Annotated in this window: 25 protein-coding genes; 19 read left to right on the top strand and 6 right to left on the bottom strand. The window is 67.0% G+C overall.

The genetic code is table 11. The features are described 5' to 3' along the window. Positions 1-4: 4 nt before the first annotated feature. The 3 genes from NF616_RS01220 to NF616_RS01210 all read left to right on the top strand — a co-directional run bounded on the left by NF616_RS01220 (position 5) and on the right by NF616_RS01210 (position 2269). On the top strand, positions 5-226 hold the full coding sequence (locus NF616_RS01220; protein ID WP_252271202.1) for a DUF2061 domain-containing protein: 222 nt from the start codon (positions 5-7) through the stop codon (positions 224-226). Positions 227-293: 67 nt separating this feature from the next. Further along, positions 294-1847: a glycoside hydrolase family 17 protein gene (locus tag NF616_RS01215; protein ID WP_252271201.1), complete on the top strand. Its 1554-nt coding sequence runs from the start codon at positions 294-296 to the stop codon at positions 1845-1847. A 23-nt stretch (positions 1848-1870) separates the two neighbouring features. Further along, positions 1871-2269 carry a carboxypeptidase-like regulatory domain-containing protein gene (locus tag NF616_RS01210; protein ID WP_252271200.1) on the top strand — a complete coding sequence of 133 codons (399 nt, stop codon included), beginning with the start codon at positions 1871-1873 and terminating at the stop codon, positions 2267-2269. A gap of 7 nt (positions 2270-2276) precedes the next feature. Here NF616_RS01210 and NF616_RS01205 read toward each other — a convergent pair whose 3' ends face one another. Further along, entirely contained in the window at positions 2277-2645 is a 369-nt protein-coding gene (locus NF616_RS01205; RefSeq protein WP_252271199.1) for a hypothetical protein, read from the bottom strand. A 172-nt stretch (positions 2646-2817) separates the two neighbouring features. On the opposite strand from NF616_RS01205, the gene NF616_RS01200 reads away from it, so the two are divergent. The 3 genes from NF616_RS01200 to NF616_RS01190 all read left to right on the top strand — a co-directional run bounded on the left by NF616_RS01200 (position 2818) and on the right by NF616_RS01190 (position 5816). After that, complete coding sequence (locus NF616_RS01200) at positions 2818-4116, top strand: alpha/beta fold hydrolase family protein (RefSeq protein WP_252271198.1); 1299 nt, start codon at positions 2818-2820, stop codon at positions 4114-4116. A gap of 4 nt (positions 4117-4120) precedes the next feature. Then, positions 4121-4876 carry an MlaA family lipoprotein gene (locus NF616_RS01195; RefSeq protein ID WP_434091847.1) on the top strand — a complete coding sequence of 252 codons (756 nt, stop codon included), beginning with the start codon at positions 4121-4123 and terminating at the stop codon, positions 4874-4876. Between the two features lie 91 nt (positions 4877-4967). Continuing rightward, positions 4968-5816 carry a pirin family protein gene (locus NF616_RS01190; protein WP_252271196.1) on the top strand — a complete coding sequence of 283 codons (849 nt, stop codon included), beginning with the start codon at positions 4968-4970 and terminating at the stop codon, positions 5814-5816. A gap of 3 nt (positions 5817-5819) precedes the next feature. Here the strand turns inward: NF616_RS01190 and NF616_RS01185 are convergent, their stop codons facing one another. Both NF616_RS01185 and NF616_RS01180 read right to left on the bottom strand, forming a co-directional pair. Further along, the gene (locus NF616_RS01185; protein ID WP_252271195.1) at positions 5820-7025 is read right to left on the bottom strand and encodes a patatin-like phospholipase family protein; all 1206 of its coding nucleotides are present in this window, start codon (positions 7023-7025) and stop codon (positions 5820-5822) included. Between the two features lie 76 nt (positions 7026-7101). Beyond that, entirely contained in the window at positions 7102-8031 is a 930-nt protein-coding gene (locus NF616_RS01180) for a lipid A biosynthesis lauroyl acyltransferase (RefSeq protein WP_252271194.1), read from the bottom strand. Between the two features lie 110 nt (positions 8032-8141). Here NF616_RS01180 and minC point away from each other — a divergent pair, with 110 nt between their 5' ends. The 5 genes from minC (at position 8142) to NF616_RS01155 (ending at position 12320) form a co-directional block, all read left to right on the top strand. Next, positions 8142-8873 (top strand): septum site-determining protein MinC, encoded by a 732-nt coding sequence (minC, locus tag NF616_RS01175; protein WP_252271193.1) that lies wholly within the window; start codon positions 8142-8144, stop codon positions 8871-8873. Between the two features lie 101 nt (positions 8874-8974). Then, complete coding sequence (gene minD, locus NF616_RS01170; RefSeq protein WP_252271192.1) at positions 8975-9790, top strand: septum site-determining protein MinD; 816 nt, start codon at positions 8975-8977, stop codon at positions 9788-9790. Continuing rightward, positions 9787-10041, top strand: a complete 255-nt coding sequence (minE, locus tag NF616_RS01165) for a cell division topological specificity factor MinE (RefSeq protein ID WP_021701941.1) — start codon at positions 9787-9789, stop codon at positions 10039-10041. The genes minD and minE overlap by 4 nt, the downstream gene beginning before the upstream one ends. Before the next feature lie 81 nt (positions 10042-10122). Then, positions 10123-10758 carry an RluA family pseudouridine synthase gene (locus NF616_RS01160; RefSeq protein WP_252271191.1) on the top strand — a complete coding sequence of 212 codons (636 nt, stop codon included), beginning with the start codon at positions 10123-10125 and terminating at the stop codon, positions 10756-10758. A 272-nt stretch (positions 10759-11030) separates the two neighbouring features. After that, positions 11031-12320, top strand: coding sequence for a M18 family aminopeptidase (locus NF616_RS01155; RefSeq protein WP_252271190.1), 1290 nt, complete (start codon positions 11031-11033; stop codon positions 12318-12320). A 9-nt stretch (positions 12321-12329) separates the two neighbouring features. On the opposite strand, the gene NF616_RS01150 is transcribed toward NF616_RS01155, so the two are convergent. Next, complete coding sequence (locus NF616_RS01150) at positions 12330-13292, bottom strand: GlxA family transcriptional regulator (RefSeq protein ID WP_252271186.1); 963 nt, start codon at positions 13290-13292, stop codon at positions 12330-12332. Between the two features lie 57 nt (positions 13293-13349). Between NF616_RS01150 and NF616_RS01145 the strand changes: the two genes are divergently transcribed. Further along, positions 13350-14177 carry an MBL fold metallo-hydrolase gene (locus NF616_RS01145; protein WP_252271185.1) on the top strand — a complete coding sequence of 276 codons (828 nt, stop codon included), beginning with the start codon at positions 13350-13352 and terminating at the stop codon, positions 14175-14177. Between the two features lies 1 nt (position 14178). Here the strand turns inward: NF616_RS01145 and NF616_RS01140 are convergent, their stop codons facing one another. Then, a complete protein-coding gene (locus tag NF616_RS01140) occupies positions 14179-14895 on the bottom strand; it encodes a UTRA domain-containing protein (protein ID WP_252271184.1) in 717 nt (238 codons plus the stop codon). 291 nt (positions 14896-15186) lie between these two features. Here NF616_RS01140 and NF616_RS01135 point away from each other — a divergent pair, with 291 nt between their 5' ends. The 6 genes from NF616_RS01135 (at position 15187) to NF616_RS01110 (ending at position 20503) form a co-directional block, all read left to right on the top strand. Further along, positions 15187-16242 (top strand): ABC transporter substrate-binding protein, encoded by a 1056-nt coding sequence (locus NF616_RS01135; protein WP_252271183.1) that lies wholly within the window; start codon positions 15187-15189, stop codon positions 16240-16242. 147 nt (positions 16243-16389) lie between these two features. Next, positions 16390-17196, top strand: coding sequence for an alkaline phosphatase family protein (locus tag NF616_RS01130; protein ID WP_252271181.1), 807 nt, complete (start codon positions 16390-16392; stop codon positions 17194-17196). Further along, a complete protein-coding gene (locus NF616_RS01125) occupies positions 17193-18032 on the top strand; it encodes an ABC transporter permease (RefSeq protein WP_252271180.1) in 840 nt (279 codons plus the stop codon). Before NF616_RS01130 ends, NF616_RS01125 begins: the two co-directional genes overlap by 4 nt. Then, positions 18022-18816: an ABC transporter permease gene (locus tag NF616_RS01120; RefSeq protein ID WP_252271179.1), complete on the top strand. Its 795-nt coding sequence runs from the start codon at positions 18022-18024 to the stop codon at positions 18814-18816. The genes NF616_RS01125 and NF616_RS01120 overlap by 11 nt, the downstream gene beginning before the upstream one ends. A gap of 44 nt (positions 18817-18860) precedes the next feature. After that, positions 18861-19850 (top strand): ABC transporter ATP-binding protein, encoded by a 990-nt coding sequence (locus tag NF616_RS01115; protein ID WP_252271178.1) that lies wholly within the window; start codon positions 18861-18863, stop codon positions 19848-19850. After that, positions 19850-20503 (top strand): HAD family hydrolase, encoded by a 654-nt coding sequence (locus tag NF616_RS01110; RefSeq protein WP_252271177.1) that lies wholly within the window; start codon positions 19850-19852, stop codon positions 20501-20503. The genes NF616_RS01115 and NF616_RS01110 overlap by 1 nt, the downstream gene beginning before the upstream one ends. A gap of 86 nt (positions 20504-20589) precedes the next feature. Here NF616_RS01110 and NF616_RS01105 read toward each other — a convergent pair whose 3' ends face one another. Continuing rightward, on the bottom strand, positions 20590-21552 hold the full coding sequence (locus tag NF616_RS01105) for an NAD(P)H-quinone oxidoreductase (protein WP_252271176.1): 963 nt from the start codon (positions 21550-21552) through the stop codon (positions 20590-20592). Between the two features lie 140 nt (positions 21553-21692). On the opposite strand from NF616_RS01105, the gene NF616_RS01100 reads away from it, so the two are divergent. Further along, complete coding sequence (locus NF616_RS01100) at positions 21693-23771, top strand: carboxy terminal-processing peptidase (RefSeq protein ID WP_252271175.1); 2079 nt, start codon at positions 21693-21695, stop codon at positions 23769-23771. Positions 23772-23847: the final 76 nt, after the last annotated feature.

The raw sequence follows: 23847 nt of genomic DNA, 5'->3' as shown, positions 1-23847 counted from the left end.
CGCCATGCTCAAGACAGTGACCTTCACCCTCATGCACTTCTGCATTGCCTTCAGCGTCGCCTACGCCCTGACCGGCAGCATCGCGGTCGGCGGTCTGGTGGCGGCGGTCGAACCACTGTGCAACTCGGTGGGCTTCTACTTCCACGAGAAAATCTGGCAGCGCTTCGAGAAGCCGGGCAAGCAGGCCGCCATTCCCAAGCACGCCTGGTTGCATCACCACGCCTGAGCGCTGTCCGTCGGCGCTTGGCTTCCGCTAAGATGCGCGGCCTTGCCCCTTCGCCATCGCAGCCGACATGACCTCTAGCCCGCGCGCCTATCTCCTGCCCTACCTGTTCGCCCTCCTGCTCGCCTGCTCGGCGCTCGGCGCCGTCTGGTACGGAATCGGCCGCCCCGTGGAATTGGGCGACGTCGCCAGCGCCACGCACAAGCTGCAGTGCGCCTCCTACACGCCTTTCGGCAAGGACCAGTCGCCTTTCGACCAGCCGCTGCAGATCCGCCGCGAGCAGGTGGAGATCGACTTCGCCCAGCTGGCCAAGCGCTTCGAATGCGTGCGCACCTATTCGCAGATCGGCCTCGAGGCACTGCCGGAACTGGCCCGCAAGCACGGCCTGAAGCTGCTCGCCGGCGCCTGGGTGAGCAGCAACCCGGTGGACACCGAGCTCGAGATCGAGGCGCTGATCGCCAACGCCAAGGCCAACCCGGACGTGATCGAGGCGGTGATCGTCGGCAACGAGGCACTGCTGCGCAAGGAAGTCACCGGCGGCCAGCTGGTCAAGCTGATCGAGCGGGTCCAGGCCGAGGTCGAGCAGCCGGTGACCTACGCCGACGTCTGGGAATTCTGGCTGCAATACCCCGAGGTAGCGCCGGCGGTGGACTTCATTACCATCCACCTGCTGCCCTATTGGGAAGACGATCCCACCGGCATCGACGCCGCACTTAACCAGGTCGCCAATGTGCGCCGCACCTTCGGCAACGCCTACGCGCCCAAGGACATCCTGATCGGCGAAACCGGCTGGCCCAGCGAGGGCCGCCAGCGCGAGACGGCGCTGCCGAGCCGGGTCAACGAAGCGCTGTTCATTCGCGGTTTCGTCCGGATGGCCGAGGAGAACGGCTGGCGCTACAACCTGATCGAGGCCTTCGACCAGCCGTGGAAGCGCGACAGCGAAGGCGCGGTCGGCGGCTACTGGGGCCTGTTCGATGCCGACCGCCAGGACAAGGGCATCCTCGCCGGCCCGGTCTCCAACCTGCCGCACTGGCCACTGTGGCTGGGCGCCAGCGGCCTGCTGCTGCTCGCTGCGCTGATTCTCGCCGGCCGCCCGGCCTCTACCCGCGCCGCCCTGCTGCTGCCGCTCACCACCGCCTTCGGTGCCGCCTGCGCCCTGGGCTGGAGCGAGCTGGCGCTGATCACCAGCCGCTACTGGAGCGAGTGGCTGTGGGCGGCGGCGCTGCTCGGTCTCAACCTGCTGGTGCTGGCGCATGCCGTGCTGGTCCTGTCGGCACGCAGTGGCTGGAGCGAGCGCGCCTTCGCCTGGCTGGAAGCCCGCGGCGGCTGGTGGCTGGCCGCGGCCGGCTTCGCCGGCGCGGTGCTGATGCTCGGCCTGGTGTTCGACTCGCGCTACCGCAGCTTCCCCAGCCTCGCCCTGCTGCTGCCAGCCGTGGTCTACCTCTGCCGCCCGGTACGCGGTCCGCGCCGCGAGATCGCGCTGCTGACCATCATCATCAGCGCCGGCATCGCCCCGCAGCTGTACCAGGAAGGCCTGCACAACCTGCAGGCCATCGGCTGGGCGCTGACCAGCGCGCTGCTGGTCGCCGCCCTCTGGCGCAGCCTGCGCCGTTCGCGCGGCTGAGCGATCGGGCAAGGATGCCCGGCGTGAGACTACTCACACTCGCCGCGCTCGGCCTGGGTCTGGTCGGCTGCGCGCCCTACCCCGCCTATCGCACCGTGCAGCCCGAGGCCGAATTAAGGGTGCTGGACGCACAGGGCCGGCCGCTGGCCGGCGCCACGGTGACGCTGATCGCCCACGCCCACCCGACACCCTTCGAGCAGTCGCGTGAAACCCGAACGACCGATGCCGACGGCATCGCCCGCTTCGACAGTCGCCACGAATGGCAGGCCGAGGTGCTGTTCCTGCACGGCCGCCTGGACTACTACTGGGAATGGTGCGTGACGGCGCCGGGACGGATCACCGCCCTGCTGTCGTTCGCCACGCCGATGCAACTGCGCCTGTTACCGGGAGCGTCCGAGCCCTGCCCGGCACCCCGGCGCTAGAAGAGGATCAGGCGGCGCGCTCGGCCCGCACCAGGCGCAGCCCGGCCAGCACCAGGGCGAATACCGCCAGGCTGGCGCTGTACAGCACCAGGGCCGGGATACCGAAGAACAGCGCCAGGCCGGCCAGTACCCGACCGGCCTTGCCCGGCACAACGAAGGCCAGCACGGCCAGCACCAGCGCGGTCCAGGAAATCACCCGGAAATGGATCAGATAGCCCAGCCCGGCGCGGGCCTGGCATTCCCAGCGTGCGGCCTGCTCCACGCAGACGCCCACCCACTGGCTGTCCTCCATCAGCGCGAAACGCACGCCATAGCTGGCCGCCAGCCAGAGCGACAATACCAGCAACAGCAGTACAACGGGCAAGTGACGGGACATGGGGTGGCGCTCCGGCGATCCGAAAAGGCGCCCAGCTTAATGCGCCCGCGCCAGAGCGCAAGACCGAATCACAGTCGCCGGACGCCCTCTCGATGCAAGTGAAACGAGACGGCACTTGCGCTTGTCATAAGCCGGGTATTCACTTTCTCGGTCTCTGCCAAGGAATCCGGCCATGTCCCGTCTCGCCCCTTGTGCCGCCCTGCTCTGCGGCCTGCTGTTCGGCGCGCCCGCGCTGGCGGCCGACATCGATGTCGCCAGCTACGGTTATCCGCTGGCGAACCCCTTCGAAGCGACTATCGCCACCACGCCACCCGAGCTGCGCTCCAAGGTGCCCAGCGACGATGACATCGACCAGGCCGACTACGACCTCAAACTCCGCCCCGAACGCGAATTCGAGCTGCCGGACAACTTCTGGCCGGTGAAGAAGCTGCGCTACCGGCTGGCCGAGCAGAGTGGCCGCGCGCCGCTGATCTTCATCATCTCCGGCACCGGCGCCAGCTACGCCAGCGGCAAGACCGAGGACCTCAAGCGTCTGTTCTACGGCGCCGGCTATCACGTGGTGCAACTGTCCTCGCCGACCAGCTACGACTTCATGAGCGCCGCCTCGCGCACCGCCACGCCGGGGCTCTCCGGGCCGGACGCCGAGGACCTGTACCGGGTGATGATCGCCGTGCGCGCCCAGCACCCGGAGCTGGATGTCAGCGATTTCCACCTCACCGGCTACAGCCTCGGCGCGCTCAATGCGGCTTTCGTCGCCGAGCTGGACGACCGCCTGCGCAGCTTCAACTTCAAGCGCGTGCTGCTGCTCAACCCACCGGTCAACCTCTACACCTCGGTAAGCAACCTCGACCGTCTGGTGCAGACGCGGGTCAAGGGCATCGACAACCGCACCACCTATTTCGAGCTGGTGCTGAACAAGCTGACCCGCTACTTCGAGGAACAGGGCTACGTCGATCTGAACGAGGCCTTGCTCTACGACTTCCAGCAGTCCGGACAGAAGCTCAGTGACGAGCAACTGGCCATGCTGATCGGCAGCTCGTTCCGCTTCTCCGTCTCGGACATGGCCTTCACCGCCGACCTGATCAACCGCCGCGGCCTGATCGTGCCGCCGAACTACCCGATCAGCGAGAGCACCAGCCTCACCCCCTTCTTCAAGCGCGCGCTGCAGTGCGACTTCGACTGCTACATCGTCGACCAGCTGATGCCGTTCTGGCGCGACAAGTTCAACGGCGGCAGCCTGCCGCAGCTGGTCGACCAAGTCAGCCTGTACGCCCTGGAGGACTACCTGAAGAAGAGCCCGAAGGTGGCGGTGATGCACAACGCCGATGATCTGATTCTCGGCCCGGGCGACCTCGGCTTCCTGCGCCGCACCTTCGGCGAGCGGCTGACCGTTTACCCGCGTGGCGGGCATTGCGGCAACCTCAACTACAGCGTCAACGGCGACGCCATGCTGGAGTTCTTCCGTGGCTAAGTACCTGATCCCGCTCACCCTGCTGCTCGCCGCCGGCCTCGCCCAGGCCGCCCCCGCCGTCGAGGACGACGGCTTCACCAATCCGATGGAACAGCTGCAGTTCAACCCCTACCTGGACCAGCGCGAATTCGAGCGTTCGACCCTCGGCGCGCTGAATGTCTACGACCCGTGGGAGTCGTGGAACCGACGCGTGTATCACTTCAACTACCGGGCCGACGAGTGGGTCCTGCTGCCGGTGGTACGCGGCTACCGCTACGTCACCCCGGGCTTCGTGCGCAGTGGCGTGAGCAATTTCTTCAGCAACCTGGGCGACATCCCCAACCTGCTCAACAGCCTGCTGCAATTCAAGGGCAAGCGCTCGCTGCAGACCACCGGGCGCCTGCTGGTCAACACCACCATCGGCATCGCCGGCCTGTGGGACCCGGCCACGCGCATGGGCCTGCCCAAGCAGAATGAAGACTTCGGCCAGACCCTGGGCTTCTACGGCGTGCCGGACGGCCCCTACGTGGTGCTGCCGCTGCTCGGCCCGTCCAACCTGCGCGACACCGGCGGACGGGTCGTCGACTTCGTCGCCGACAGCCAGATCAATTACCTCAACGTGCCCGAGGTCAGCCGCGACCATCCGGAGATCTTCGCCCTGCGCGTGGTGGATACGCGCCACACCACCAACTTCCGCTATGGCCAGCTGAACAGCCCGTTCGAGTACGAGAAGGTGCGCTACGTCTACCATGAGGCGCGCAAGCTGCAGATCGCAGAATGATCTATATGATCGATAGATAAGCCGCAAAACTCGCAACCATCAATTCAATAAACAGGAATAGCATGGGCACATTCCCATACGGAGGTGCCCCATGACCCAGTTCCGCCAAGTTCTCTCCCAGCATATCGGCCAGAGCGCCTCGGACGGCGCCGGCGTGCGCCTGACCCGCGTGTTCGGCGGCGCCGGCATCGAGCGTTTCGATCCCTTCCTGATGCTCGACGAATTCGGCTCGGATAACCCGGACGACTACATCGCCGGCTTCCCGCCACACCCGCACCGCGGCTTCGAGACCATCACCTACATGATCGAGGGGCGCATGCGCCACGAGGATCACCTGGGCAACGTCGGCCTGCTGGAAAGCGGCGGCGTGCAGTGGATGACCGCCGCCCGCGGCATCATCCACAGCGAGATGCCGGAGCAGGAGGAAGGCGTGATGCGCGGCTTCCAGCTGTGGCTCAATCTGCCGGCCAAGGACAAGCTCGGCGAGGCCGGCTACCGCGACTACGCGCCGGCGGAGATTCCGCGCCTGACCACCGCCGAAGGTGTCGCGGCGACGGTGATCGCCGGCCGCTTCGACGATGGCCTGGTGCAGCAGGACGGCGCCGTGCAGCGTCCGCACACCACGCCACAGCTGTTCGACCTGCACCTGCCGGCCGGCAGCCGTGTCGCGCCGCGCCTGGCCGACGGCCAGCGGGTGATGCTCTATGTCTACGAGGGCGAGCTGGCGGTCAACGGCCATACCGTCGGCCAGAGCCGCCTGGCGCGGCTGTCGGAGGCCGGTGCCATCGAGATGGGCAGCGTCGGCGGCGCACGGGTATTGCTCATCGCCGGCACGCCGCTCAACGAGCCGATCGTGCAGTACGGGCCCTTCGTAATGAACAGTCGCGAGGAAATCGAGCAGGCGCTGCGCGACCTGCGTGACGATCGTCTGACCGCCTAAGCCTCAGCGCGCGGAAAGCACCGGCGCCTCTTCGCTCGCCTCTTCGGCGTGGCCGAGGAAGCGGCACAGGGCGCCCTTCTGCGCCATGGCGTCCTGGTAGCCCAGCTCGATCAGCTCGTTGCAGTAGCCGGGCTCGAACAGCAGGTAGCTGAGCACGCCGGCGCCGCTGGCGCGGGTGGCGCCCGGCCCGCGCAGGAAGAAGCGCATGGACCGCGGCATTTCGTGGCGATGGCGCGCAGCGATCTGGTCCAGTGGCTGGCTCGGCGAGATCACCAGCACATCCACCGGTTTCAGGCCCAGGCCACGCGGATGCAGCCCCGACGGTACCAGACGGCTCATGTGATTGAGCCGCTCGAGCAGTTCGATGTCGCCCTCCAGGCTGTCGATGAAGGTGCTGTTGAGCATGTGCCCGCTGATCTGCGCCAGGGTCGGCGGCAGGCCGCTGCGTGGGCGCACCACCGGCGGGGTGGCGCCGCCGCTCAACGGGTTGCCGCTCACCCCCACCACCAACACGCGGCTGGCGCCCAGGTGCAGCGCCGGGCTGATCGGCGCCGACTGACGCACCGCGCCGTCGCCGAAGTACTCGCGGTTGACCTTGACCGGCGGGAAGATCAGCGGGATGGCCGCGCTGGCCAGCAGATGTTCGAGATTCAGGCGGGTCGGCACGCCGACGCGGCGGTGGCGGAACCAGGGGTCGATGGTCGCGCGGCCCTGGTAGAAGGTGACCGCCTGGCCGCTCTCGTAGCCGAACGCGGTGACCGCCACCGCGCGCAACTGACGCATGCGCACCGCCGCGGCGATGCCCGAGAAGTCCAGTTCGCGGGCCAGCAGGCGGCCCAGCGGCGAGCTGTCGAGCAGTGCCACCGGCAGGTCCTTGCCCATGCCCAGCAGGCTGTGGCCGAAAAAGCGGCCGGCCTGGCGCAACACGCCGGGCCAGTCGCTGCGATACACGTCGCCGCAATGGAAGGCCTGCCAGACCTCGGTCAGCCGGCGCACCGCCCCGGCGAAGTGCAGCGCACCGCAGGCCAGGCCAACGGCGTTGATGGCGCCGGCCGAGGTGCCGACGATGACGGGGAATGGATTGCGGCAGGACTCGCCGAGCAGATCGGCGATCGCCGCCAGCACCCCCACCTGATAGGCCGCCCGCGCGCCGCCGCCGGAGAGGATCAGCCCGGTGACGGGCCTGGCAACTGCTACTGCATCGGTCATGGGCGCCTTCCGCTTTTTTTCAGCGAGTATAGGGGCCGTGCAGAGGGTTGAAAAAGTGCCGGCGCGTGCGCCGGGCTCAGGCCTTGCGATACAGGTGCGGCTCGCCCTCGGGGCGGGTTTTGAAGCGCCGGTGTGCCCACAGGTACTGCTCGGGATGCCGGCTCACGGACTGCTCGATCCAGCGATTGATGCGCAGGCAATCGGCCTCCTCGCTCTCGCCGGGGAAGTTTTCCAGCGGCGGATGGATCACCAGGCGATAGCCGGAGCCGTCGGCCAGGCGCTCCTGGGTGAACGGCACCACGCGTGCCTTGCACAGGCGGGCGAACTTCGTAGTGGCGGTGACGGTGGCGGCGCTGATGCCGAACAGCGGCACGAAGATGCTCTGCTTGGGGCCGTAGTCCTGGTCCGGCGCGTACCAGATGGCGCGGCCGGCCCGCAGCACCTTGAGCATGGCGCGGATGTCCTCGCGCTCGATGGCGGTGGCGTCCGGGTTGTGGCGCTCGCGGCCGCGGCGCTGGATATAGTCGAACAGCGCGTTCTTGTGCTCGCGGTACATGCCGTCGATGGTCTGACGCTGGCCGAGCAGCGCGGCACCGATTTCCAGGGTGGTGAAGTGCAGCGCCATGAGGATCGCGCCCTGCCCTTCGGCCTGGACCCGGCGCAGATGCTCCAGGCCCTCGATGTGCGCCAGCCTGGCTAGACGCTCCCGCGGCCACCACCAGCTCATGGCCATCTCGAAGAAGGCGATGCCGGTGGAGGCGAAGTTTTCCTTCAGCAGCTTCTGCCGCTCCGCGACCGACAGCTGCGGGAAGCACAGCTCCAGATTGCGCCCGGCGATGGCCCGGCGCGAGCCGGCCACGCGGTACATCACCGCGCCCAGGCCACGGCCCAGCGAGAGCAGGACGCGATACGGCAACTGCACCACCAGCCACAGCAGTGCCAGGCCCAGCCACAGGGGCCAGAAGCGCGGATGAAGGAAGTAAGCGCGAAATTGCGGGCGGTCCATGGAGATTCCGGGCAGGCGGCAAAGCCGGGCATTTTACAGAAGTCCGCTCGGCTTGCGGCGCTGCGACCTTCTCGTTATAAGTCGTGCCCATTCAATGCAGTGGGCAGACCATGAGCCAAGCCGATCTCCTCGACCAAGACCCCGTGTTCCAGCTCAAGGGCAGCATGCTCGCCATCACCGTGCTGGAGCTGGCGCACAACGACCTGGAGCGCCTGGACCGGCAACTGGCCGACAAAGTGGCGCAGGCGCCCAATTTCTTCCAGAACACCCCGCTGGTGCTGGCGCTGGACAAGCTGCCGGAAGGCGAAGGCGAGCTCGACCTGGCCAAGCTGATGGAGCTCTGCCGCCAGCACGGCCTGCGCACCCTCGCCATTCGCGCCAACCGCGACGACGACATCGCCGCCGCCGATGCCCTCGACATCCCCGTGCTGCCGCCGTCCGGCGCGCGGGAGAAACTGGTCGAGCCGGTGGAGGCGCGCAAGAAGGAAGAGAAACCGGCCGAACCGCAATACAGGCCGACCAAGATCATCACCAGCCCGGTGCGCGGCGGCCAGCAAATCTATGCCCAGGGCGGCGACCTGGTGGTGATGGCGCCGGTCAGTGCCGGTGCGGAACTTCTCGCCGACGGCAACATCCATGTGTACGGTCCGCTGCGCGGGCGGGCCCTGGCCGGCGTCAAGGGCGATGCCAAGGCCCGCATTTTCTGCCAGCAGATGGGCGCCGAGATGCTCTCCGTGGCCGGCCAATACAAGACCGCGGAAGAGCTGCGCCGCGACCCGCTATGGGGCCAATCCGTACAGGTCGGCCTGTCGGGGGACGTGTTGAACATCACCCGCCTTTAACGGATACTGCGGCCCAATTTCAGGGACCAAAAAGGGGCATTCGGAAGCCAGTTTACCGGCGCCGGATTTCCCGAATTTTCATATATTTGGGGTAAATCACCTTGGCCAAGATCCTCGTAGTCACTTCCGGCAAGGGCGGCGTGGGCAAAACCACCACCAGCGCCGCCATCGGCACCGGCCTCGCCCTGCGCGGCCACAAGACCGTGATCGTCGACTTCGACGTCGGTCTGCGTAACCTGGACCTGATCATGGGTTGCGAGCGCCGCGTGGTGTACGACTTCGTCAACGTCATCAACGGCGAAGCGACCCTGACCCAGGCCCTGATCAAGGACAAGCGCCTCGAGAACCTCTACGTGCTGGCCGCCAGCCAGACCCGTGACAAGGACGCGCTGACCAAGGAAGGCGTGGGCAAGGTCATCGACGAGCTGTCGCAGAACTTCGAATACGTGATCTGCGACTCCCCCGCCGGCATCGAGACCGGCGCGCACATGGCCATGTACTTCGCCGACGAAGCCATCGTCGTGACCAATCCGGAAGTCTCCTCGGTACGCGACTCCGACCGCATGCTCGGCCTGCTGGCCAGCAAGTCGCGCCGCGCCGAACAGGGCCTGGAGCCGATCCGCGAGCGCCTGCTGCTGACCCGCTACAACCCCGAGCGCGTCACCAAGGGCGAGATGCTCGGCGTGGAAGACGTCGAGGAGATCCTCGCCATCAACCTGCTGGGTGTGATCCCCGAGTCCCAGGCGGTGCTCAAGGCCTCCAACCAGGGCGTACCGGTGATCCTCGATGACCAGAGCGACGCCGGCCAGGCGTACAGCGACGCCGTCGACCGCCTGCTGGGCAAGGAGATGCCGCACCGCTTCCTCGACGTGCAGAAGAAAGGCCTGCTGCAACGCCTGTTCGGGGGACGTGAATGAACATTTTCGATTTCTTCCGCGAGCGCAAGAAGGAAACCCCGGCGTCGATCGCCAAGGAACGCCTGTCGATCATCGTCGCCCACGAGCGCGGCCAGCGCAGCCAGCCGGACTACCTGCCGGCCCTGCAGAAGGAGCTGGTCGAGGTGATCCGCAAGTACGTCAACATCGAACAGGATCAGGTTCAGGTCGCGCTGGAAAACCAGGGCAGCTGCTCGATTCTGGAACTGAACATCACCCTGCCGGATCGCTGAGATCCGCCCTCTTCCAACGGGAGAGGGTCGAGGTGAAGAAAACGGCGGCCCCAGGCCGCCGTTGCCATTTGTGGAACGCCCATGCCGCTGTCGAACATCGAGATACTCCACCAGGACGACGCCCTGCTGGTGATCAACAAGCCCACCCTGCTGCTCTCGGTGCCCGGCCGCGCGGAGGACAACCGCGACTGTCTGGTGACCCGCCTGCAGGAGAACGGCTACCCCGAGGCGCTGATCGTCCATCGCCTGGACTGGGAGACCAGCGGCATCATCGTCCTGGCCCGCGACCCGGACAGCCACCGCGAGCTGTCGCGGCAGTTCCACGACCGCGAGACCGAGAAGGCCTACACCGCCCTGTGCTGGGGCCAGCCGGAGCTGAACAGCGACAGCATCGACCTGCCCCTGCGCTACGACCCGCCGACCAAGCCACGCCATGTGGTCGACCATGAACAGGGCAAGCACGCGCTGACCTTCTGGCGCGTGGTCGAGCGCTGCGGCCACTACTGCCGGGTGGAGCTCACGCCCATCACCGGCCGCTCGCACCAGCTGCGCGTGCACATGCTGTCCATCGGTCATCCGCTGCTCGGCGACCGCCTCTACGCCCACGCAGAGGCCCTGGCCGCGCATGAACGCCTGTGCCTGCACGCCAGCATGCTCGGCCTGACCCACCCGCGCTCCGGCGAGCGCCTGCGCTTCGAGTGCCCGGCGCCGTTCTGACATCTTCCGCTCTTCTCCCGTAGCCCGGATGCAACCCGGGAAGCAGGCAGCTCCGCTCTCCCGGATTGCATCCGGGCTACAACTGACCTCTGCCACCTGAGAGAGCTCGTAGGGTAGATGACGCTTTCTTCACCCACCACAACGCCGCTCGGTGGATCGATGGAGCGCGATCCACCCTACGGGCTGAAGATCTGTCGCGCATCCTTGGCAGCCGCCTGCCAATCCGCCAGTCGAATCCGATAAACTCGGGCCATCGCTGTCCGGAGTCCGTTATGCGCGCAGAGCTGAACCAGGGCCTGATCGATTTTCTCAAGGCCTCGCCCACCCCCTTCCATGCCACCCGCAGCCTGGCCCAGCGCCTGCAGGCTGCCGGCTTCCGTCCGCTGGACGAGCGCGAGCCATGGCACACCGAGGCCGGCGGACGCTACTACGTCACCCGCAACGACTCCTCGATCATCGCCTTCCGCCTGGGTAATCGCGCGCCGCTGGACGGCGGTATGCGCCTGGTCGGCGCCCACACCGACAGCCCCTGCCTGCGCGTCAAGCCGCAACCGGAGCTGCAGCGTCAGGGCTTCTTCCAGCTCGGCGTCGAGGTCTACGGCGGCGCCCTGCTCGCGCCCTGGTTCGACCGCGACCTGTCGCTTGCCGGCCGCGTGACCTTCCGCGAGGGCGGCAAGGTGCAGAGCCAGCTGATCGACTTCCAGCAGCCGATCGCCGTAGTACCCAACCTGGCCATCCACCTCAACCGCGAGGCCAACCAGGGCTGGGCGATCAACGCACAGAACGAGCTGCCGCCGATCCTCGCCCAGCTCAGCGGCGACGAGCGCGCCGATTTCCGCGCCCTGCTCGCCGATCGCCTGGCCGAGGAGCACGGCATCAGCGCCGACGCGGTGCTGGATTACGAACTGAGCTTCTACGACACCCAGGGCGCCGCGGTAATCGGCCTCAACCAGGACTTTATCGCCGGCGCGCGCCTGGACAACCTGCTGTCCTGCTACGCCGGCCTGCAGGCGCTGATCGAGGCCGAGGGCGACGAGACTTGCGTGCTGGTGTGCACCGATCACGAGGAGATCGGCTCCTGCTCCGCCTGCGGCGCCGACGGCCCGTTCCTCGAGCAGGTGCTGCGCCGCGTGCTGCCGGAGGGCGACGGCTTCGTGCGGGTCATCCAGAAGTCGCTGCTGGTGTCGGCCGACAACGCCCACGGCGTGCACCCCAACTACGCGGAACGCCACGACGGCAACCACGGCCCGAAGCTCAACGCTGGCCCGGTGATCAAGGTCAACAGCAACCAGCGTTACGCCACCAACAGCGAGACCGCCGGTTTCTTCCGCCACCTGTGCCTGGCCGAGGAAGTGCCGGTGCAGAGCTTCGTGGTGCGCAGCGACATGGGCTGCGGCTCCACCATCGGCCCCATCACCGCCAGCCAGCTGGGCGTGCGCACCGTGGACATCGGCCTGCCGACCTTCGCCATGCACTCCATCCGCGAGCTGGCCGGCAGCCACGACCTGGCGCACCTGGTCAAGGTGCTGGCCGCCTTCTACGCCAGCGCCGAGCTGGCCTGAACCTGCCGGCTAGAGCCTGAAGCTCTGCCGGTAGGCCAGCGGCGTCATCCCGGTGACCCGCTTGAAGGTGCGACGAAAGCTGGACTCATCGCCGAAGCCCAGCGCCTCGCTGATCTGCGCGACCGATTCCGAGGTCAGGATCAGCCGCTCGCCGGCCTGATTGAGCTTGATGAGCCGCACATGGTCGGCCAGCGCGTGGCCGGTCAGCGCCTTGACCTTGCGCGCCAGGGTACGGGCACTCACCGCCAGTTCCTGCGCCAGCGGCTCGGCCACCAGCAGACGCGCAGGCTGGCGTTCCACCAGCAGCTGCAGCCGGCGCAGCAGCGGATCGCTCTGCTCCGCCACGCCCAACGTGCGGAAGACCGGCGCGGCCGGCTCGGGCCGCGGCAGCACCATCACCCGCGCCAGCTCGCGATAGGCCTCGGCGCCCAGTTGTTCCTCGATCAGCGCCCGGGCAATCGGCAGATGGCCGCTGACGCCCGAGGCCGTGGCGACCCGCGGGCCGAACAGCTGGGTGCGCTGGAATTGCCAGCCGACCTTGGGAAAGCGCGCCCGCAGGCTGTCCGCCAGCCACCAGGTGGCCGTCGCCTCTTCGCCGTCCAGCCGGCCGCTGCCCGCCAGCAGGCAGACGCCGGTGCAGTAGCTCCAAAGCCGCGTCTTGCGGTTCAGGCGGGCCAAGGCGTGCAGCAGCGAGCGGTTCTGCTCCAGCGCCTGGGCCATCCGCGCCTCGCTGTCCGCCCACAGTCCGGGGATGAGCATGGCGTCGCAGCGCGCCTCGGCCAGCGTGATCTCGGGCTGCAGGCGCAGCCCCTGGGCACACTCGACCGCCTGCGGGTCGAGGCCGACCCAGCGCAGCTCGAAGTGGCGCGTGCCGGCCTGCCGATTGGCGGCCGCCAGCAGATCGGCGAAGGCGAACAGGCCGGCCGGCATGCAACCGGGATAGAGCAACAGGCCGATGACTCGAGTTGGCATGAAATGTCCGCTTTATGGCAATTCACGCCATGCTCGCCCGGCCGAGGAATTTTCACAATGGCCGCACCTGAATCGGAGGCCGCCATGAAGATCACCCAGTTGCGCAACGCCACCCTCATCGTCCAGTTCGGCGAGATCCACCTGCTGGTCGACCCCATGCTGGCCCAGCGCGGCCAGTTGCCGTCGCTCAAGTTCGTCACCCGCTCGCGCCGGCGCAACCCGCTGGTCGAGTTGCCGGACGCTGCCGCCGAACACCTGGAGCGGGTGACCCATTGCCTGATCACCCATTGCCAGAAGGGCCACTTCGACCACCTCGACCGCGCCGCCGTGCGCTGGCTGCGCGAACGCGGCACGCCGGTGCTGTGCATGGACGAAGACGCCGACTATCTGCGCCGCCTGCGACTGAATGTGCAGGTGCTGGCGCCCGACGAGGGCGGCACCTTCTTCGGCGGCAGCGTGCGCGCCATTCCCTGCCTGCACGGCGAGGGTTTCGTCGGCCGGCTGATGGCCCACGGCTACGGCTACTTCATGCGCATTCCCGGCGAGCCCAGCCTGTACCTGGCCGGCGATACCCTGCTGACCGACGAGGTACGCAAATGCCTGCAGGAACTGCAGCCGGAGATCAGCGTGCTGCCGGCCGGCGGCGCCGAATTCGATATCGGCGGCCCGATCATCATGGGCCAGGCTGACATCCTTGCGGCGTTGCGCCTGAGCCGCGGCGTGGTCGTGGCCAACCATCTGGAAGCGCTCGACCACTGCCCGGTGACCCGCGCCGGCCTGCTGGAGGCGGCAGCGAGCGGCCAGCTGAGCGAGCGGCTGCGTGTACCGCTGGACGGCGAGACGCTGGAGTTCCACGCCGACGCCGAGGGGGCGGTCGCCGCCTAGCTCAGTCCGGCACCTCGACGCTGACCCGCACGGCGTCGTGGCGCCAGTACTCCATGTCGCAATCGATGATCCGTCCGTACTGGTCGCGATTGACCCGGGTGATGCACAGCGCCGGGCTGCCCGGCGCCGCCTTGAGGCTGAGCGCGGCATCGGTCGGCAGGGCGGTCGGCAGAATGTCGAAACCCACCCGGCCGTAGCGGATGTCGTAGCGACTGGCATACAGCTCGGTCAGCGATGCGGTCAGGTCGCAGTCGAGGATGCCGGGAAAATAGACCGGATTGAGATAGTGCTCGACGTAGAGCACCAGGCGGCCGTCGATGCGCCGCGCCCGACGGATCTGCAGCACCGCCGACAGCGCCGGCAGCTCGAGGCGACCGCAGATGTCCACCGGCGCCGGCATCAGACGCGCGCTGAGCACCTCGGTCGACGGCACCCTGCCCTGCTCGCGCACCATGGCGTGGAAGTGACTGCGCACCAGCGGGTTGTAAGCCAGGCGGCGCGGTGAGACGAACCAGCCGCGGCGCTCCTCGCGGTAGATCAGCCCCTCGGCCTCGAGCTGCCCCAAGGCCTCGCGCAGGGTGATGCGTGTAGTCTCGAACAGCTCGCTCAGGCGACGCTCGGCAGGCAACTTGCCGCCGCGGGGCAGCAGGCCATGGTCGATCTGCTCCAGCAAGGCGCGGCAGATGGCGGTAACGGTGCGGGGCGCTTCTTCGCGCATGCATTTCTCCAATCTGGCATAGACCAGCACCATTCGAGTGCAGGCGCCGGCCATGCTAGGCAGCCTAGATGACTGTCGGATGACAGCCCGCCGTGCTCGCCGATGGCCTGCACACCGCATGCCACCTGCCTTTGCGCCTCGCCAGAAAAATCAGCCACTTAGCCATGGTCTACGCTCTCCAACGCTGCCCGGCTGCGCTGGCAGCGCCATAAAAGCGTCATAGAAAGCCTCTAGATTTGGCCTGGGTCTTGCTGATCTAGACCACACTTTCACCCTGACAAGGAGCTCCACATGAAACGCCTGCTGCTGGCTTCACTGCTGGGATCGGCCATCGTTCTGGGCAACCACGCCATGGCCAACGAGGACTTGAAAGCACTGGAACAAGCCGCCCGCGCCGAGGGCGAAGTCAACAGCGTCGGCATGCCCGACAGCTGGGCCAACTGGAAGGACACCTGGGCCGACCTGAACAAGCTGTACGGCCTCAAACACATGGACACCGACATGAGCTCCGCCCAGGAGATCGCCAAGTTCGATGCCGAGAAGGACAACGCCACCGCCGACATCGGCGACGTCGGCGCCGCCTTCGGCCCCATCGCCGTGCAGAAGGGCGTGACCCAGCCCTACAAGCCAAGCACCTGGGAGCAGATCCCGGCCTGGGCCAAGGATCAGGACGGCCACTGGATGCTGGCCTACACCGGCTCCATCGCCTTCATCGTCAACAAGCAGCTGGTCAAGGAAACGCCCAAGTCCTGGGCCGACCTGAAGCAGGGCGAGTACAAGGTCGCCATCGGTGACGTCAGCGCCGCCGCCCAGGCAGTCAACGGCGTGCTGGCCGCCGCCATCGCCAATGGCGGTAACGAGACCAACATCCAGCCGGGCCTGGACTTCTTCGCCGAGATCGCCAAGCAGGGCCGCCTGTCGCTGTCCAACCCAACCATCCAGACCCTGGAGAAGGGCGAAGTGGAAGTCGGCGTGGTGTGGGACTTCAACGGTCTGTCCTACCGCGACCAGATCGACCCGAACCGCTTCGAGGTGCTGATCCCGTCCGACGGTTCGGTGATCTCCGGCTACACCACCATCATCAACAAGTACGCCAAGCACCCCAACGCCGCCAAGCTGACCCGTGAGTACATCCTCTCCGACGCCGGCCAGATCAACCTGGCCAAGGGCAACGCCCGGCCGATCCGCGCCGAGCACCTGACCCTGCCGGCCGAGGTCAAGGCCAAGCTGCTGCCCAACGAGCAGTACGCCAAGGTCCAGCCGATCAAGGACGCCACCGCCTGGGAAGCCACCTCGAAGGCCCTGCCGCAGCTGTGGCAGGAAAACGTGATCATCGAAATGCAGTGATGCGATACGGCGCTGTGCTTTTACTCCCTCTCCCGTTTACGGGAGAGGGCTGGGGAGAGGGTGGCAAGGCTGGCCCTCTCCCCCGGCCCCTCTCCCACACGTGGGCGAGGGGAGCACAACACCCCGTTTTCGCTGAGGACTATCGCGATGAAACACAAAGTCATCCTGGTGCTGCTCGACGGCCTCAACTACGAGGTCGCCCGGCATGCCCTGGGCCATCTGCAGGCCTACTGCGCCGCCGGCCGCGCCGCGCTGTACAAGCTCGAATGCGAGCTGCCGGCGCTGTCGCGCCCGCTCTACGAATGCATCCTTACCGGGGTGCCGCCGATCGACAGCGGCGTGGTGCACAACGACGTGGTGCGCCTGTCGAAGGAGCGCAGCATCTTCCACTACGCCCGTGACGCCGGCCTCTCCACCGCCGCCGCGGCCTACCACTGGATGAGCGAGCTGTACAACCACGCGCCCTTCGTCGCCGCCCGCGACCGCCACACCAGTGACGCGGCCCTGCCGATCCAGCATGGCCACTTCTATTACGCCGACCACTACCCGGACTCGCACCTGTTCGCCGACGCCGAGAGCCTGCGTCTGAAATACGCGCCGGACTTCCTGCTGGTGCATCCGATGAACATCGACGACGCCGGCCACCGCTACGGCCTGGATTCGCCGCAGTACCGCAACGCCGCGCGCCGCGCCGACGTGATCCTCGCCGACTACCTGCAAGGCTGGCTCGATGCCGGCTACCAGGTGCTGGTGACCGCCGACCACGGCATGAACAACGACCGCTCGCACAACGGGCTGCTGGCCGAGGAACGCGAGGTGCCGCTGCTGGTGCTGGGTGGTGCGTTCAGTCTCGACCCCAACGCCCGCCCGCGGCAGACAGAGCTGTGCGGCACCGTCTGTACCCTGCTCGGCGCCGCCCACGACAAACCCCTGTGCAAGGAACTGCTCACGTGAGAGCCGCACTCCGCAAGTGGCCGGCACTCCTGTGCCTGGTGCCCTTCGCCGTGTTCTTCTTCGCCTTCCAGATCGCCCCGCTGCTGTGGGTCGCCATCAACAGCCTGATCGTCGGCGACAGCTGGAGCCTGGCCAACTTCGCCAAGATCTTCTCCTCCAAGTTCTACCTGCAGTCGATCAAGCACAGCCTGCAGATTGCCTTCTGGTCGAGCCTGTTCGGCATCGTCATCGCCATCCTCGGCAGCTACTCGCTGCGCCAGGTGGACTCGAAGCTGCGCGACTTCGTCATGGCCTTCTCCAACATGACCAGCAACTTCGCCGGCGTGCCGCTGGCCTTCGCCTTCATCATCCTGCTCGGCTTCAACGGCGCGCTGACCCTGATGCTCAAGCAGGCCGGGCTGATCGAGGACTTCAACCTCTACTCCAAGACCGGCCTGATCGTGCTCTACACCTATTTCCAGATTCCCCTGGGCGTGCTGCTGCTCTACCCGGCCTTCGACGCCCTGCGTCAAGACTGGCGCGAGTCGGCCCAGCTGCTCGGCGCCAACACCTGGGACTTCTGGCGGCACATCGGGCTGCCGGTGCTGACCCCGGCGCTGCTCGGCACCTTCGTCATCCTGCTGGCCAACGCCCTCGGCGCCTACGCCACCGTCTATTACCTGACCACCGGCAACTTCAACGTGATGCCGATCCGCATCGCCGGCCTGGTGGCTGGCGACATCAGCCTCGACCCCAACCTGGCCAGCGCCCTGGCCATGGTGCTGGTCGGCCTGATGGCGCTGATCACCGTGGTGCACCAGTGGCTGCTGCGCAGGAGCCATCGCCATGCGCGCTGATGCCAAGCCCGCCGCCCTCTACCACCGCGTGGTGGTCTGGCTGCTGTTCCTGATCCTGCTGCTGCCGCTGGCGGCCACCCTGCTCTACTCGCTGTCCACCAGTTGGTCCGCGACCATCCTGCCGGACGGCCTGACCATCAAGTGGTACCTGGCGCTGTGGAGCGACAGCCGCTTCCTCGCCGCCTTCGGCCAGTCGCTGCTGGTGTGCTTCGGCGCGCTGCTGCTGGCGGTCCTGCTGATCCTGCCGCTGCTGTTCGTGGTGCACTACCACTTCCCCAGGCTCGACGGGCTGATGAACATCCTCATCCTGCTGCCCTTCGCCGTGCCGCCGGTGGTGTCCTCGGTGGGCCTGCTGCAGGTCTACGGCTCCGGGCCGCTGGCGATGGTCGGCACGCCGTGGATCCTGATCGGCTGCTACTTCACCGTGGCCCTGCCGTTCATGTACCGCGCCATCACCAACAACCTGCAGGCGATCAACCTGCGCGACCTGATGGACGCCGCCCACCTGCTCGGCGCCAGCACCTGGAAGGCCGCCTTCCTGGTGGTGCTGCCCAACCTGCGCAACGGCCTGATGGTCTCGCTGTTCCTCTCCTTCAGCTTCCTGTTCGGCGAGTTCGTGTTCGCCAACCTGCTGGTCGGCACGCGCTACGAGACCCTGCAGGTGTACCTGAACAACATGCGCAACAGCAGCGGCCACTTCAACAGCGCACTGGTCATTTCCTACTTCTTCTTCGTACTGGTCTTCACCTGGGCGGCCACCCGCCTGAACAAGGACAAACCGTAGGCTGCGCGCGAGCGCAGCGAGTCGAAGCCTACAAGGACACCTTCATGAGTTACCTGAGCATCCGCAGCCTGCACAAAAGCTACGGCGACACGTCGATCTTCAGCGACATCCACTGCGAGATCGAGCGAGGCGAGTTCGTCACCCTGCTCGGCCCTTCCGGCTGCGGCAAGTCCACCCTGCTGCGCTGCATCGCCGGCCTCACCGAGGTAGACGGCGGGCAGATCCTCCTCGACGGTCAGGACCTGGTGCCGCTGGCGCCGCAGAAACGCGGCATCGGCATGGTGTTCCAGAGCTACGCGCTGTTCCCCAACATGACCGTGGCGCAGAACGTCGCCTTTGGCCTGCGCATGCAGAAGGTCGGCAAGGACGAGAGCGCCCAGCGCGTCGACGAGGTGCTGCGCCTGGTGGAGCTGCAGGACTTCGCCGGGCGCTACCCGCACCAGCTCTCCGGCGGCCAGTGCCAGCGTGTGGCCCTGGCCCGCTCGCTGGTCACCCGCCCGCGCCTGCTGCTGCTCGACGAGCCGCTGTCGGCGCTGGACGCACGCATCCGCAAGCACCTGCGCGAGCAGATCCGCGCCATTCAGCAGGAGCTGGGCCTGACCACCGTCTTCGTCACCCACGACCAGGAGGAGGCGCTGACCATGAGCGACCGCATCTTCCTGATGAACACCGGCAAGATCGTCCAGAGCGGCGACGCCGAATCCCTCTATACCGCGCCTGTGGATGCCTTCGCCGCAGGTTTCATCGGCAACTACAACCTGCTCGACGCCGACACCGCCAGCCGGCTTTTGCTGCGCCCGGTCAACAGTCGCATCGCCATTCGCCCCGAGGCGATCCAGCTGCACGACAGCGGCGCCATTGCCGCCGAGGTGCTCGGTCACAGCCTGCTCGGCAACGTCATCCGCTACCGGGTGCAGGCCAACGGCGTGGAGCTGCTGGTGGACGTGCTCAACCGCTCCGAGCGCGACCTGATCGGCAAGGGCCAGTGCATCGGCCTGTCCATCGATGCCGACGCGATCCGGGAGGTGGCGTGATGGCCCTGGCGATCTTCGACCTCGACGAGACCCTGATCCACGGCGATTGCGCCTCGCTGTGGGCCCAGCGCATGGCCGACCTGCAGTGGGTCGACCGCGACTCCTTCGTACCCCGCGAACAGGAGCTCATGACCCTCTACTCTCGCGGCGAACTGGCGATGGAGGACTACATGACCTTCACCCTGGCGCCGTTGGTGGGGCGCACGCCGGAAGAAGTCGAGTTCGTCGTCGGGCCCTATGTGGAAGACGTGATCGAACCGATCATCTTCGGCGACGCCATGCGCTGCCTGGCCGCCCACCGCGCCGCCGGCGACCGCCTGCTGCTGATCTCCGCCTCGGCGCACTTCCTGGTCAGCGCCATCGCCGAGCGGCTGGGCGTGGACGAGGTGCTGGCCATCGACTGCGAATTCCAGCATGGCTGCTACAGCGGCAAGACCTCCGGCGTGCTGACCTACCGCGAGGGCAAGGTCACCCGCCTCGAGGCCTGGCTGGCCGCCGAGGGCGAGACGCTCGAGGGTGCGCACTTCTATTCGGATTCGCGCAACGACCTGCCGCTGCTGCAGCGGGTACCGCATCCGCACGCGGTCAATCCCGATCCAACCCTGCGCGCCCATGCCGAGCAGGCCGGCTGGGAAATCCTCGACTGGAAGTAGCGCGCTCTCGCTTCGCCGGACCGGAGGGTGCGCGGTGCGCACCACGGAGACATTTGGTGCGCACGGCGCACCCTACGGATCACCGATCAGTTCAGGGTCTCGTCGATCAGCAGCACCAGTTTGCCGGCCACGTGGTTGCTGGCCAGCTCGGCGAAGGCCGCATCCGCATCCCTGGCCGTATAGGTACGCTCCAGCTGCGGCTTCAACCGCCCCTCGGCGAACAGCGGCCAGACGTTGCGCTGCAGGTCGGCCAGTAGCTCGGCCTTGAACTGGTCGTCGCGGTTGCGCAGAGTCGAGCCGGTCAGCTGAATGCGCTTGCCTAGCAGCAGCGCCATGTCCAGCTGCGCCTTGCTGCCACCCATCAGGCCGATATTCACCCAGCGCCCGTCGCGGGCCAGCAGCTGCAGGTTGAGCTCCGCGTAGCTGGCGCCCACCGGATCGAGGATCACGTCGAACGGGCCGAGGTCATGCAGGCTCTCCAGGCCCTCGCCGCGCAGCGCGCCGCCCTGGGCGCCGAGGTCCTCGCAGTAGGCCAGCCGCTCGGCCGAGCCGACACTGACCCAGCACGGATTGCCGAAGGCCCGGCACAGCTGGATCGCCGCCGAGCCCACGCCACTGGCGCCAGCGTGCAGCAGCACCTTTTCGCCAGGCTTGAGCGCGGCCAGCTGGAATAGATTGAGCCAGGCGGTGGCATACACCTCCGGCAGCGCCGCCGCCTCGGCCAGCGACAAGCCCTCCGGCACCGGCAGCGCGTGGCGGGCGTCGATCACCACCTCTTCGGCCATGCCGCCGCCGGCCAGCAGTGCGCAGACCCGCTCGCCCACCTGCCAGTGACTACCGGCACCGGCCTCCACCACCACACCGGAACATTCCAGGCCGAGAATGTCGCTGGCACCCGGCGGCGGCGGATAGTGCCCGGCGCGCTGCAGCAGGTCGGCGCGGTTCAGACCGGCTGCCGCCACGCGAATGCGGACCTGGCCCACATCGCAGGCAGGAACAGGCCTCTCGCCCCACTCCAACTGCCCTTCGACGCCTTGCAATGCCTTCATGCTGCCTCCATAGTGAGTGAGCCCCGCGCGCCCCACGTCTGTTGCGGGGCTTTCGCCTTTTGCCGCCGGAATCAAACGGAACCCGGCGCTCTACCAGACGGCCTAATATGCGTTATCACTTGCCCTCGCGTCGAACCTACATGCAGCGTTTTCTCCCCGCTACCGCCCTGGCCCTGTGCCTCGGCCTGCACGCCCTGCCCGCCGCCGCCAAGGCCGCCGCGGAAAACTGGGCCTACCTGCAGCCGGACCGCGATCAGGTGATCGCCAGTCTCAACGTGGTGGAGCTGCTCAAGCGCCACCACTACAACAAGCCACCGCTGGACGACGCCCGCTCGGCGAAGGTCTACGAGGGCTACCTGAAAATGCTCGACCCGGCGCGCAGCTATTTCACCGCCGCCGACATCGCCCAGTTCGACCGCTGGAAGAACAAGTTCGACGACCTGCTCAAGAGCGGCGAACTGGAGCCTGGCTTCATCATCTACCGCACCTACCTGCAGCGCGCCGAAGAGCGCCTCGACCATGTCGACGAGCTGCTCAAGGCCGGCGTCGACAAGCTCGACTTCAGCCGCGACGAGAGCCTGCTGATCGATCGCGAGAAGGCGTCCTGGCCGAAGAACCGTGCGGAGCTCGACGACCTCTGGCGCAAGCGCTTGAAGGACGAGGTGCTGCGCCTGAAGATCGCCGGCAAGGAAACCAAGGACATCCAGGAGCTGCTGCAGAAGCGCTACAAGAACCAGCGCACCCGTCTGGAGCAGACCCGCGGCGAGGACGTGTTCCAGGCCTACATCAACGCCTTCTCGCAGACCTACGACCCGCACACCAACTACCTCTCCCCGGACAACGCGGAGAACTTCGACATCAACATGAGTCTGTCGCTGGAAGGCATCGGCGCCGTCCTGCAGAGCGACAACGAATACGTCAAAGTGGTGCGCCTGGTGCCGGCCGGCCCGGCCGAGAAGAGCAAGCAGATCGCCCCCGCCGACAAGATCGTCGGCGTTGCCCAGGGCGACAAGGACATGGTCGACGTGGTCGGCTGGCGCCTGGACGAGGTGGTCAAGCTGATCCGCGGACCGAAGGGCTCCAAGGTCCGCCTGGAAGTGATCCCCGCCAGCAACGCGCCGAGCGACCAGACCAGCAAGATGGTCACCATCGTCCGCGAGGCGGTGAAGCTGGAAGAACAGGCCGCACAGAAGTCGGTGCTGAAGCTGCAGCACGACGGCCGCGACTACAAGCTCGGGGTGATCAAGGTCCCGGCCTTCTACCTCGACTTCAAGGCCTACCGCGCCCAGGACCCGAACTACAAGAGCACCACCCGCGACGTGAAGCGTCTGCTCGGTGAGCTGAAGCAGGAGAAGGTCGACGGCGTGGTCATCGACCTGCGCGACAACGGTGGCGGCTCCCTGCAGGAGGCCACCGAGCTGACCGGCCTGTTCATCGACCAGGGCCCGACCGTGCTGGTGCGCAACAGCGACGGCCGCGTCGACGTGCTGGCCGACGAGGAGCCCGGCGTGTTCTACGACGGCCCGCTGGCCGTGCTGGTCGATCGCCTGTCCGCCTCCGCCTCGGAAATCTTCGCCGGCGCCATGCAGGACTATCACCGCGCGCTGATCCTCGGCGGCCAGACCTTCGGCAAGGGCACGGTGCAGACCATCCAGCCGCTCAACCACGGCGAGCTGAAACTGACCCTGGCCAAGTTCTACCGCGTCTCGGGGCAGAGCACCCAGCACCAGGGCGTGCTGCCGGACATCGCCTACCCGGACATCGTCGACACCCAGGAGATCGGTGAAAGCGCCCTGCCCGAGGCCATGCCGTGGGACAGCATCAACCCGGCGCTGAAACCGGACAGCAACCCCTACAAGCCCTTCCTCGCCGAGCTGAAGTCGCGCCACGAGTCGCGCACCGCGAACCATCCGGACTTCGTCTTCACCCGCGAGCGCCTGGCCCTGGCACAGAAGCTGATGGCCGAGACCAGCGTCAGCCTCAACGAGCAGGCACGCCGCGCGCAGCACGCCGAGATCGAGGCCAAGCAGCTGGCGCTGGAGAACGCCAAGCGCAAGGCCAAGGGCGAGGAACTGCTCAAGGAAATCAAGGAAGAGGACGAAGATGCGCCGCCGGTCGAGCCCGAGAAGACCAAGCCCGAGGACGACGCCTATCTCACCGAGAGCGGCCACATCCTGCTCGACTACCTCGGCCTCGAAGCCACGGTGGCCAAGCATTAAGCCGTAATCAAAGCGTCATCGTTCTGTCGTGAAATAGGGCCGGTAGCGATACCGGCCCTTTTCTTTTGGCACACGA

The organism is Pseudomonas subflava, from assembly GCF_023823685.1.
GTDB lineage: Bacteria > Pseudomonadota > Gammaproteobacteria > Pseudomonadales > Pseudomonadaceae > Aquipseudomonas > Aquipseudomonas subflava.
This window is presented reverse-complemented; position numbering and strand designations above follow the sequence as displayed.